Genomic DNA, 11,995 nt, shown 5'->3' on the forward strand with positions numbered 1-11,995 from the left:
CCCTAAATTCCTTGATACCAAAGGGGTTTAAGCATGTTTTACCACCCTGCATATATGCGTTAATAGTGTTGAAACTTCCCCTTAATCCAATTGAAAGGCAAATACCTTCCTAGATAAGTACTCCAATACATGGCGTTGAATCGTTGGGAATTTGCGAGACTCCTGCGGAAATACGATCGAGTGAAGACCCCGCAGAGAGGCGAATGCCGAACGAGGAGGCTTCACCGATTGTCCGCGGAAAGCGAGTGAATTCCCAACGATTCAACCACTCAGCACCAAAAATCCTTATTCCAGATTATGCTTCTTATATGAGTGAAAGTATTTAGATTAGTTGATTCCAAAATCAACAACAAACTTTAACACATCCTTTTAATAAGTTATACCCTTTTATCTCCTGTGCATTCGTAATTTACAATGGAAGATACTATTTCACTCTACATTTATTGATAAGATGTTAATCATAGTATATAGGAGTGATCTAAATGGTAATAACAATGGAGCAAAAACAACTGATTTATATACAATTCTTAAAACTGCGTGGGAAAGTATCCACTGTAGCAGATGTTCCTGGCAATCTTCTTTTTGATTGTAATAACGAATGGATTGGTATCGAGATTACTAACGATGAGAATGAAGATGTTATTATTCTTCCATTCATTAAACAGATAGATTTTCCACTATATCAAGCAGTATTGATTAAAAAACCACGATCTCAACAAATATTATTTCATAAGAATTCAAAGATTTTTAATAAGCTAGACATCCTTTGTAATGTAGATGTTATTGATGGTGAATTATTTGGCATCGAAATCATACTCACACAGGAAAAGATAGAGTTGAGTGAAGTGGTAAAGCCGTTCGTGAAAAGGTACTTAGACTAAAATATGCAAAGTTTCCTTGTTTCTTATAACTTTTTTAAACTGTTAGGCATACGATGAATTAGGCAATAGTACATTTTTTGTTAAATCGATCGTATGAGAGGAGTGAAGGGATGCATTTTTTATCTTCCTATCCCTTACCAACCAATATACCGCAAAATGCTTATGTAACTGGGAACATGAAACGAAGACCTGTAGTTGTTAGACCAAGGCCTAGACCAGGTTATCCTTTTTTAGGAGGATTTGCTGGTGGATATCTTGGTGCGAAAGTAGCTACTCCAAACTATTATCCGTATCAACCTTACTACCCATATCCACCTTATCCTTACCCATACTATAACTATCCTTATTACCCGTATAGTTATTAAATTGTAAGCAGGTGTAAGGGGAATTACATCCTTACGCCTACATACTTTAGAAATGGATATTATTCATAAGGTTACCTTATGGTGCATTTATTACAATCAGTTTATAAATTTTTCACAATGTCTTAAGTGATAATAGATTGAATTTCACCAAACCATCCAATATCAGAAAAATCAGTAAAAAATGAAACTCATTTGGAATTATTTCGTAATTATAAAAAGGACAAATAGATGAATTAATTTCAAATACTTTATTAAAAAAAGGTGGAAGTCATGTCAAATAAATGGAAAGCTTTAGGTGTATTAATATTTGTACTTATTTCGTATGTAGTATGGAATCAAAGCCATGCGGGAGAGCCAGAATATCAACCCTTAGGAGAAGGTTCTAAAGACCAAGAAATAAAAAATATTGAAGCATTTACGAAACTTTATGGTTATATACGCTATTTTCACCCCAGCGATGAAGTTGCTGAGCTAGATTGGAATACGTTTGCCGTATATGGAGTAGAAGAGGTTAAGAGTGCTCGTGATCAATTTGAATTAAAAGATAAGCTAGAGGATCTATTCAAACCGATTGCTCCTACTATTGATATTTACCGTGATAGTAAAAACAGTAATATTTCAACCATAAGCAAGGATGGTGAGCAAAGGGTATTTTGGCAACACAAAGGTTTAGGTACAACGGAATCTACATTAAATAAAAGTAAAAGGGTTTATCAACAAATAAGTAGTAACGAGTTAATAGATCCACTTTTTCAACGATATCCTAAAGATGGGGAAAGAGCAGAGGTATCACTAGGACAAGGAATTCAAGCTAGTGTTCCATTAATATTACATAGTAAACAAGGACAAACCATTGGTTCAACGGAAGAAAGTAAACAGCAGTTTGATAAGTTAAAACAAAACCTACAAGAAATTAATATTAATGTATATGACGTTGAAAAAATAGAAGGAAAGTGGGCAGGCATCACTATTGCCTGGAACGCAATAAAGCATTTCTATCCATATTTGGACGAAGTTGATGCCCATTGGGATAAAGAATTAACTACAACCTTAAAGAGTGTAAAAGAAGTGAAAGACACCAGCCAATATGTGAATGAGATAAATCGTATGCTTGTCCCTCTAAAGGATGGACAAGCCAATGCACAAACTGGACAACCACCCATCTATACATTGCCTATTAATGTTCAATGGGTTGATAAGGAATTAACGGTTGTAAACACGAGGGACAATTCAGATTTCAAAGTTGGCGATGTCTTACTATCAAGAGATGGGCTATCCGTAGATCAATTCGTGAAGAGGGAAAAAGAGGTTATCTCTGGTTCCTCTCATTGGAGACAATATGTGTCAGGTAAACGATTTATACAAGACCAAACAACAACCACCTCAGAATTCAATGTAAGAAGAGATGGTCAGACAATTACTATTAAAGATAAATTTAGCGAAAGAAGAGTCCACATAACACAACCAGGTAATATTGACGAGTACCATCGGCCTGAAGGGTTTAAAGAACTAAAAAAGGGATTCTGGTATGTAAACGCCTTAGGTGTGAAAATGAATCAAACCCCACTTGAAGATCATATAATGGATTTGACTCAAGCAGAAGGAATTATACTAGATTTTAGGGGAGCACCCTTTGGCCACCTTATGGATTTGATTCCCCATATAATAGATGAGACTAATCAATTGAGTACTCATAAACAACCACATATTCTTTATCCTGTTCATATCGATAAAGAGAAAACATATAGTAGAAATTCTTTTAGAATTAAGCCCAAGTCACCAAATATCGATGCCCCAATTATATTTTTAGTTGATCATAGTTCTAGTTCTGGTGCAGAAAGCTTTTTAAAATTCTTTGAAGAAGCTGAAATTGGTGAGTTTGTTGGCAGACCTTCTCGAGGGGCAATAGGTTACTTAAATCGAATACAGTTACCTAACTATATTAATGTTTCCTTTACAGGTACAAAAGTTATAACAGATGAAGGGGAGGAACAGTTTCATGCAAATGGAATCGAACCTGATTATCCTGTTGAACCTTCTAGAAGAGCAATTTTAGAAGAAAAAGATGTATTTATTGAAAAGGCGTTGGAAGTACTTGAAAGTAAGCAGAAGTAGTTGGTTGATATGATACCATTTAATTCTACTATAAGAAGGTTAAGGTAATTGATTTTGATTTTTCTATAGATTTCGCATTCCATACTATGCCCTAATCGTTAAAAAAAAGAGAGATTGACATGAATAGGTTGCACTGTTTTCCCCCTTTAGATATGATTAAAAAGTAGTTGTTATAAAAGGGATAACTACATCTTAAGCTAGTCCTTGATCATCTAGTCGTTACGAATAAGTTATTCCTATACTTTCTTTCCTAAGAAAATAATATACTAATTGATAAAGGGTGTATCGAAATGAATTTAGAAAGCAATCATTTACAATCAAAGAAAAAGATTATTGTCTTAGGAGGAGATGGATTCTGTGGTTGGCCTACGAGTCTGCATCTTTCTAACTTAGGCCATGAAGTCATTATCATTGATAATCTATCTAGACGTAATATTGACAATGAATTAGAAGCAGAATCATTAACTCCTATTCAGCCAATGGGAACTAGGCTAAAAGTATGGGAAGATGTTTCAGGCCAAAAGATGGGATTCTATAATATTGATCTAGCAGAAGAATATGAACATCTTCTTGAAATATTACATAATGAACAACCAGATGTCATCGTACATTTTGCTGAGCAACGTTCCGCACCTTATTCGATGAAATCACCAAAACATAAGCGTTATACTGTGAATAATAATATTAACGCAACTCATAATGTATTATGTGCTATTGAAGATTCAGGTTTAGATATCCACCTCGTACACTTAGGAACAATGGGTGTTTATGGATATGGAACAGCAGGTATGGAAATCCCTGAAGGATATCTAGATATTGAAGTAACAACTGATTCAGGGGAAAGAGTCCAACAACAAATTCTTTATCCGACAAATCCAGGCTCTATTTACCACATGACAAAAACACAAGATCAATTGCTATTCCATTACTACAATAAAAATGATAATTTACGAATTACTGATCTGCATCAAGGAATTGTGTGGGGGACAAATACAATCGAAACAAATATGGACGAGCGTTTAATTAACCGTTTTGATTATGATGGAGACTATGGTACTGTTTTAAATCGATTCTTAATGCAGGCTGCAGTAGGTTATCCAATTACCGTTCACGGCACTGGAGGACAGACTCGTGCGTTCATTCATATCCAAGATACAGTACGTTGTATTGAACTAGCTATCGATAACCCGCCAGCGCGTGAAGAAAGAGTAATGATTTTCAACCAAATGACTGAAACGCACCGTATAAATGATTTAGCAAAATTAGTAAGCGAACTTACAGGTGGCGAAATTGCATATGTTTCAAACCCTCGTAAAGAAGCAGCCGAAAACGATTTACATGTTAAAAATGATCTATTCCTATCTAAAGGATTAAATCCTACAACATTAGATAATGGTTTGTTACAAGAAGTAACAGAAATAGCTCAAAAATATTCCCATCGTGCAGACTATTCTAAAATTCCTGCAAAAAGCACGTGGACAAAAGAACAAGAACCAGGCATTCCAGATGTTAAGAAAGAATAGCACATGATCAACCAGGGCCCTAGAGGGTCCTGGTTGATTCGTTTGAAATCCAATATAAAAGAGGGTAATCCCGTTAGGATTACCCTCTTTCTTTATGCTTGATTATTTAGCTGGGTTCGTAGCTTCTGCTTCTGTTTTAACCTTTTTGCTTTTTGTTTCTGAGATTTCTTGTTTTGATTTTGCCTCGACTGGCTCCGTTTTAAAGGATTTGAGTAAGCTTGCTATCATTAGCAACAATATAATGGTTAAAGGTAATCCGCTAATGATAGCTGCAGCTTGTAAGCCATCTAACCCTCCAGCTCCCATTAAAATAGCCGCAATAGCTGTCAGGATAACACCCCAGCTAAACTTAACAAAGAATGGTGGGTTTAAGCTTCCGTTTGAAGTTTGCATTCCTAGAACGAATGTTGCAGAGTCACCTGAAGTTACGAAGAATGTCATAATCAGGATAATCGCAATAATAGAAAGCAAACTACTTAATGGTAATTGATCAAATACGTAGAACAATGAAGTTTCTAGGCTTTGACCAGCAACATCTAAACCTTGAACAAAGTCGAAAAAGATTCCTGCGCCTCCAAATACTCCAAACCATAGTGTACATACAAGAGAAGGGGCGATAATAACTGCTACAAGAAATTCTCTTACGCTACGCCCTTTGGAAACACGTGCAATAAACGTACTAACGAAAGGTGTCCAGGAAATCCACCATGCCCAGTAAAATATCGTCCAATCTTTAACCCATTGGTTGTTTTCTTCCTGGAAAGGGGCAAATCTAAGCCCCATACTAGTAAAATCTTTTACATAGGAACCTAGGGTAGTAGAATACGTTTCTAATACAAATTGAGTTGGCCCTAATAGTAAAAAGGCAAAGAATAGTGTTACTGCAAGAATTAAATTAGTATTACTAAGGTACTTGATACCTTTTGATAAGCCAGTAGCAGCAGAGTAAATAAATAATACTGCAGTGACTCCCATAATAATTAGCTGAACTGGGAATGTGTTAGGAACACCCCACAAGTAGTTAAGTCCGCCATTGATTTGTTTTGCTCCGACACCAAGAGAGATTGCAACTCCAAATAATGTTGCGAAAACCGCTATAATATCTACTAGATAACCAGTTTTTCCTTTCATACGATCTCCGAATAAAGGAATTAGCGTTGCACTCATTAATCCTGGCATGTCTTTTTTAAATTTAAAATAAGCTAGTGCTAAAGCAACAATAGCATATATAGCCCAAGCATGGATCCCCCAGTGTAGATAGCTATATTTCAACCCTTGCTTAGCTGACTCAATGGTTTGAGCCTCACCAACAGGTGGGGTAGCATAGTGGGTTACGGGTTCAGATAATCCGTAGAATAAAAGCCCAATTCCCATACCTGCACTAAATAACATCGCGAACCATGTTAGTGTGTTGTATTCTGGTTTATCATCTTTTTTACCGAGTTTAATCTTTCCAAATTTACTAAATGCAATATAAATAGATATGATAAGCATAAAGGTGACAGATAATTGATAGAACCACCCGAACTTATCCAAAATACCATTTCGAACTGTCATCATTATGTTTAACAAATGATCCGGGAAAATGGCACCCCAGCTAACGAATACGATTCCAATTGTTAAGGCTATCCAAAACATTGGTGTAAACTTATTCACATTTTTCCTCCTATGTTGTTTTATTTACGAAAATTTTTTGTACAGTTAAATTTAAATGGACTGTACTAATTTGAGATTATATCGCATAATTCGATTAATTACTACAATAAACTCTCAGATTAGTATATTTTGAATATTCTGATATTTAAAAGGTTTAAAAAAGAAATAAGCATATTTATGATTCTTAGTAGACCATTAGCAAAGTGTAACGTGTAACTAATTCTGTGTCTTAAAATGAAGGAATGAATTCAAAGATTATTACACTATCTAAACTTGCCAATATTCTATATAATAATGTTATCTGGGATAATTTATAGACAATAGTGTGAAGTTGATGGTTTATAATAAAATATAGATGCTTCACATAAATAATAAGGAGAGATAGAAATGTGGAAATCAGTAAATGGATCATTAGTTCACACAACAGATGTAAGTAGAGTGAAATTCAGAACAAATATTAGTAAAGCAATATTAGAAGAACTAAACAATTTAGCTGCAGAACATAATACTCATGTAAATTATTTAATTGAGACAGGATTAGAAGAAGTTTTGTCAAAAGGAGTTATTACATATAATAAAGCATTAAGACCAAAAGATCGTACTCAGTATAAAACGACATATGATAAAGACTTATTGGAGAACGTAAAAGAATTTGCTAAAGAACATAAGTTAAAAATTAATGATGTGATTGAGTATAGTGTGGAATTCGTTAATATAGATAAAAGTAAGAAGAGGGACCATAAACACAGAACAGAATAGTCCTTTATTTTTTTACATCTTATAACGCCCCGAACATAATATATATTATAGGAACTAAAATTCAAATAATATTTTATGTCTCATAAGGCTAGTATACTTAAGACAGTGAGACAGAATTAAAAAAAGAAGTTAATTTTTTAGATTGCTTTACTTATATATAGCTTTTTGTACTTTCAAATAACTTTTTGATTAATAACATCAACCTCGGTTCATCGATTTACTTCTGTGCATTGTTCATACATCACTTACACTTAATCTTTTAACTTCAATACCTGTTTCATTATGTATTTGTATTGATATCATGTGATCCTGAATTTAATTGTCATATCTCTTGATAAAATGATACACACCCATAACTAGTGTTATCCATGGTAGCCATGTAATAAAATCATGCGAAAATGAAATATCATACCCACTTCGCTCCAAGGCAAATAATATGGTAAACATTATAAATGATGAAGAAATGTAAATCGATGATATTACTCTATTCATGTATTATTTCTCCTAAATTAGAAGTAAGCAATTAATTCCTTATTATTATTAAAAAGTTATAGAATGGATATTACCTTTACAATAAATCTTGATTTGATTATAGAAGAAATCTTCTTCTTCCCTTCTATTTTTTTTATCCTTGAAATACGTATGTCTTGTTCCAATCATTCCTCCATGTAATCACTTCAATATTCTACTGATTTTTCTTAAATTCTAGAATAGCTCTAACGATTCCCAGAAGTCCACTTAAACATATGGAACTAAAGGTAATCCATATTAATGTATGATTAGGTCCATTACCTATAGGTCCCACTCTAGGTGCATAACTAAGATATAAATAAAGAAAAGAAGCCAGTAAAGTTAATACTCCCAAACATAATATCATATAGCCTTTGATATATACCCACCCACAATGCCAAACTTAAAGCTCAACCAGAAAATAATATGGTATGAAAAGTAATCCCATCAATTACATCATGCAACAAATCACTATTATCAAGATCAAGGATTGACCCTTTGTCGAGGTAACATCCGGGGTGAATTAGGATCGTGGCGAAAATCATAGGTATCTTGATGAATAGATAACTTTTCTCTGCCAATTCTTACGTTATTATTACCAATCCATTTTACAGACGGATCATAATCATACCAATTAAAGTAAATGGTATTCTCTTTTTCGGTTTTGGTGTTTACCAAAACAGCTTGTGCATGCATACCGTACATCACATTGAAATGATATGTATGTATTTCAAAATTTTCATTTGGTGATGGGAAGACAGCGTTCAACTCCCCTTCAGGAAGGTAATCTAGATTATAATACTGATGATAGAATTGTACACTTGCTATACAAAGGACTATTAAGCTGGCAGAAAGCCTTTTACTGGGAAACTTTCTATTATTTCGAATCCATTTAATAAGTCCAATAAATAGTAGTGTAAGAGAGATTATCCATATCAGTATTAGGGCGAAAAAAGAAAGAAATAATACCACATATAAAGTACCATTCATTCAATTACCACCTTTCTCTGGGTAAAGATTTCTGTATAGTATGTATTATCATTAAGTGTATGACAAATACCATTCGTGTCATTATACACCCTAGAAATATCCATACTTTACCATATTTTACATTAATGGTATAGGTGGTTAATTAATTTACTTAACATTCTTTTCAATACAATAGTTAAAGATATATCTAGTGTTAATTGTTCTTACAATAGATAACATTATCGTTTTCACTTGAAAAGTTGGATTATCTTCCGCATCAAACACGGATGTATAGGTAACCTCTGCTCCATTTTCTCCAGTGAAGTATATCCCATCCCCATTGTTATCCGAATACGCGTTATCTATAAAAGTGATGAAAAACTTATATGGATGAATATAAACGATAATGTAGTTATAGAGGTCCACCACCTCTACCTAATGATTTTGCTTTTTCAGCCTTTTCTCTTGCCTTTTCAGTCTCATCTTCCTCTTTGGTGAGAGCTATTTTTTTTATCATTCCTCTTACTATTGGCTACTTTATTGCTTTTGTGGTCTCTGTATTTAATAACACTAATAACTAAAATCAACAAACCAACTGAAATAAAAGGGATAATTGCTTCCATTTTTTTATCTCCCCCTATCTATTTCTATTATTTATTTTATGCTTTTTAAAATCCTCTTACTTCACTCATTCCACAGAATGATATTCGATTAAAAAAATTTCCACTAAGCTTGAACATTTATATCTTCTTTTTCATTTAGGTCTTCATGGTAATAAACCAATTTGTTTGGTTTCAATACTGAAGCTGAATAAATTATAGATGAGACAAGCATCACAAGTGCTAAAGCGATAATAGTAATTCGTAATGATAGTAAGTCTGCCACAAGACCTATTGCTAGAATAAACACCACTTGAACAGTACTTTGTATCAACTGAAAAACACTCGTCACTCTGCCCATAATTTCTATCGGTACATTGTTTTGGTAGAAAGTTGTTATTCCAGCATTCAAGAATACATTAAAAAAACCTAGTATTAAAAACCCAACCACTATAGAGTTAAATGACCATGAAAATGCGTAAATAATATAACCTATCGTCATCATGATGAGACCGATGACAATCATATATCTAAGCGAGAAGACATTTGTGAAAATGGAAAGTAACATAGCACCTATAACAGAACCAATTCCAGTAACACTTATCAATAAACTATACTCCATCTCAGAAAGCCCAACGACTTGTTGGGTGAACACAACTTCTTGTGCATCCATAGCAAAAGTAAAAAGCATAACGATAATAAATCCAAGATAGATAAATGATACGTATTTATTTCGGGACATAAATTTCTTTACGACACTAAAATCTTCTAACACTTGGGAGAAAGTTAATGTTGGAATTGTTTCTTTATCAATCTGCTCTTTATCAGGTAGAAAAAATAATAATACTGCTGAGAACAGAAAGAACAATGCATTTAGCCATAAGGTTGTTTCAACAGAAGTGAATAAAATGAGAGAACCACCGATTGCTGGCCCGATTATAAATGCGCCAGAACTTGTAAAAGATCGAATAGAATTAAACCGTTTTCTTTTTTCTTTAGGAACAAGTATAGCAACATATGTCATTGATGATGGATGGAAAAATGCTTTCGCTACACTTAGAAGAACCAAAACTCCATATATAACTGCCATATTTGGTGCGAATGGGATAAAACAGATGAATACGCCTCTAATTATGTATGTAACGATCATGACTTTCTTCTTACTACGATATTCAATAAAACTACCAGTCCAGAACTTAGTAATAATGTTAGTTAGAGGTCCAACAATCCAAATCCCTGCAACCGCAGTCGCCGATCCCGTTAGTTGATAAACAATAATATTAATTGCAACTAAATAAATGAAGTCTCCGATACTAGATATCCCCATAGAAGTTAGTAGCAGCGCTGGATCTTTCCACCCCTCCAAGTTTGTGTTCATATAAAAATTCCTTCCTAAATATAATTAGTTATCAATAGATGAAGGAACACTTTTTGAATTTCCCTGCTCTGTTAGGGTCTGAGATATATTGCTTACTACATTGACTGGTTAATGACTTTATAAGGTTTTGAACTTATTTAAACTATATCCCAAAGCACCTTTATTAAGATGTAATAATTTATGGTGTGTAGCTATCCATAAGATAGAATAATAAAATTAATAAATAAACGATTACTACAGGGATAATACTAAGGATAATTAAGACCTTATGTGAACGTTTTTCTATTTTATTAAATAATTTATAGTAAGAATAAAAGATGAAAAATAGTATTGGTATAAACAATAGTCCAGTGTAAATATTAATTAGTTCAGCCTTTTCCCTCAAAATCTGATCCATGCCTGGTGTATCTTGATTTAGACCATTTCTCTCCTCTTGCTTATTCTTCTTACTTATTATCTGATTGTACCCTCTACTAAATAACGTTAATACAACACCATAGTAGGCTGCTGCTAATAATCTTATCCATATTTGTACATAGAAACTAATTAGCAACACACTAATAACAAAGAACATGATTACTATAGCTAAATCTGGCATAAATTTTCTCCTCTTCTATTATCAACTTAGAAGCTTCACCATTTTGAAAGTTCTTTACTTAACTACTCGATTCATAACATGAAAGAAAGAATATTCTCTTAAAACCAAATTCTACCATAAAGTTTCCCTACAAATAAGCAAATATTATTGAAATATTTATTTACAAAAGAATATATCACATTAGCCCAAGATCCTTTCACGAAGATTCTAGATTAAATTGTGTATAAATACTAGTTACGACTAATATTGTTTCATCTTACTTTATTGCATGGAATTTGTCTTGTATGTACGAACATAATCACTTTAAAAACCCTAATATCACCATTGTATATTTTATATGTAGTCGCTCAGACTATAAAAATCAACTTAAAACATTACATGAAATAGAATAAAGTTTTGGCAACTTACATAAAATAATAGTGAATTTTTTGAATGGGAGGCTCCTATCATTATGAAAAAAATCATAGGTTTTTTTCTAAACACGAAAATGAGTATTTATGATCCCAGAGTTTTTGAAGAGAAAGATGAAGTCACAAAAAAACGTGAAATGAAATCAAGTAAATCATCAACATCAAGATAACGTTCACTATCATATAAGGTGGACCCAATAGTCAAGACACAGATTTTGAATTATTAAGGTGG

At 33.3% G+C, this 11,995-nt stretch carries 11 protein-coding genes; 5 read left to right on the forward strand and 6 right to left on the reverse strand.

Annotation, left to right across the window (positions count from 1 at the left end; all coding sequences use genetic code 11):
• Positions 1-482: 482 nt before the first annotated feature.
• The 4 genes from N782_RS19380 to N782_RS19395 all read left to right on the forward strand — a co-directional run bounded on the left by N782_RS19380 (position 483) and on the right by N782_RS19395 (position 4,884).
• Positions 483-881: a hypothetical protein gene (locus N782_RS19380; RefSeq protein ID WP_036824314.1), complete on the forward strand. Its 399-nt coding sequence runs from the start codon at positions 483-485 to the stop codon at positions 879-881.
• A 110-nt stretch (positions 882-991) separates the two neighbouring features.
• A complete protein-coding gene (locus N782_RS19385; RefSeq protein ID WP_036824321.1) occupies positions 992-1,246 on the forward strand; it encodes a hypothetical protein in 255 nt (84 codons plus the stop codon).
• Between the two features lie 270 nt (positions 1,247-1,516).
• Positions 1,517-3,361, forward strand: coding sequence for a S41 family peptidase (locus tag N782_RS19390; RefSeq protein WP_036824324.1), 1,845 nt, complete (start codon positions 1,517-1,519; stop codon positions 3,359-3,361).
• A gap of 290 nt (positions 3,362-3,651) precedes the next feature.
• Complete coding sequence (locus tag N782_RS19395; protein ID WP_052111456.1) at positions 3,652-4,884, forward strand: NAD-dependent epimerase/dehydratase family protein; 1,233 nt, start codon at positions 3,652-3,654, stop codon at positions 4,882-4,884.
• A gap of 102 nt (positions 4,885-4,986) precedes the next feature.
• Here the strand turns inward: N782_RS19395 and N782_RS19400 are convergent, their stop codons facing one another.
• Positions 4,987-6,540 carry a BCCT family transporter gene (locus N782_RS19400; RefSeq protein WP_272913664.1) on the reverse strand — a complete coding sequence of 518 codons (1,554 nt, stop codon included), beginning with the start codon at positions 6,538-6,540 and terminating at the stop codon, positions 4,987-4,989.
• A 387-nt stretch (positions 6,541-6,927) separates the two neighbouring features.
• Here N782_RS19400 and N782_RS19405 point away from each other — a divergent pair, with 387 nt between their 5' ends.
• Positions 6,928-7,299: a hypothetical protein gene (locus N782_RS19405; RefSeq protein ID WP_036824326.1), complete on the forward strand. Its 372-nt coding sequence runs from the start codon at positions 6,928-6,930 to the stop codon at positions 7,297-7,299.
• A 315-nt stretch (positions 7,300-7,614) separates the two neighbouring features.
• Here N782_RS19405 and N782_RS21685 read toward each other — a convergent pair whose 3' ends face one another.
• The 5 genes from N782_RS21685 to N782_RS19425 form a co-directional block, all read right to left on the reverse strand.
• On the reverse strand, positions 7,615-7,791 hold the full coding sequence (locus N782_RS21685; RefSeq protein ID WP_161783143.1) for a hypothetical protein: 177 nt from the start codon (positions 7,789-7,791) through the stop codon (positions 7,615-7,617).
• Between the two features lie 501 nt (positions 7,792-8,292).
• Positions 8,293-8,799, reverse strand: coding sequence for a DUF5412 family protein (locus tag N782_RS19410; RefSeq protein WP_036824329.1), 507 nt, complete (start codon positions 8,797-8,799; stop codon positions 8,293-8,295).
• 147 nt (positions 8,800-8,946) lie between these two features.
• Positions 8,947-9,204, reverse strand: a complete 258-nt coding sequence (locus N782_RS21690) for a hypothetical protein (RefSeq protein WP_036824331.1) — start codon at positions 9,202-9,204, stop codon at positions 8,947-8,949.
• Positions 9,205-9,504: 300 nt separating this feature from the next.
• Positions 9,505-10,755 carry an MFS transporter gene (locus tag N782_RS19420; protein WP_036824335.1) on the reverse strand — a complete coding sequence of 417 codons (1,251 nt, stop codon included), beginning with the start codon at positions 10,753-10,755 and terminating at the stop codon, positions 9,505-9,507.
• 178 nt (positions 10,756-10,933) lie between these two features.
• Positions 10,934-11,353, reverse strand: a complete 420-nt coding sequence (locus tag N782_RS19425) for a hypothetical protein (RefSeq protein WP_036824338.1) — start codon at positions 11,351-11,353, stop codon at positions 10,934-10,936.
• Positions 11,354-11,995: the final 642 nt, after the last annotated feature.

The sequence above is a fragment of the Pontibacillus yanchengensis Y32 genome, assembly GCF_000770635.1.
Lineage (GTDB): Bacteria > Bacillota > Bacilli > Bacillales > BH030062 > Pontibacillus > Pontibacillus yanchengensis.

What these genes read in the sequence shown, in the direction of transcription:
- N782_RS19385 (WP_036824321.1), top strand. Translation starts at nt 992, where the DNA reads ATGCATTTTTTATCTTCCTATCCCTTACCAACCAATATACCGCAAAAT.
- N782_RS19390 (WP_036824324.1), top strand. Translation starts at nt 1,517, where the DNA reads ATGTCAAATAAATGGAAAGCTTTAGGTGTATTAATATTTGTACTTATT.
- N782_RS21685 (WP_161783143.1), bottom strand. Translation starts at nt 7,791, where the DNA reads ATGAATAGAGTAATATCATCGATTTACATTTCTTCATCATTTATAATG.
- N782_RS19410 (WP_036824329.1), bottom strand. Translation starts at nt 8,799, where the DNA reads ATGAATGGTACTTTATATGTGGTATTATTTCTTTCTTTTTTCGCCCTA.
- N782_RS19380 (WP_036824314.1), top strand. Translation starts at nt 483, where the DNA reads ATGGTAATAACAATGGAGCAAAAACAACTGATTTATATACAATTCTTA.
- N782_RS19425 (WP_036824338.1), bottom strand. Translation starts at nt 11,353, where the DNA reads ATGCCAGATTTAGCTATAGTAATCATGTTCTTTGTTATTAGTGTGTTG.
- N782_RS19405 (WP_036824326.1), top strand. Translation starts at nt 6,928, where the DNA reads ATGTGGAAATCAGTAAATGGATCATTAGTTCACACAACAGATGTAAGT.
- N782_RS19395 (WP_052111456.1), top strand. Translation starts at nt 3,652, where the DNA reads ATGAATTTAGAAAGCAATCATTTACAATCAAAGAAAAAGATTATTGTC.
- N782_RS19420 (WP_036824335.1), bottom strand. Translation starts at nt 10,755, where the DNA reads ATGAACACAAACTTGGAGGGGTGGAAAGATCCAGCGCTGCTACTAACT.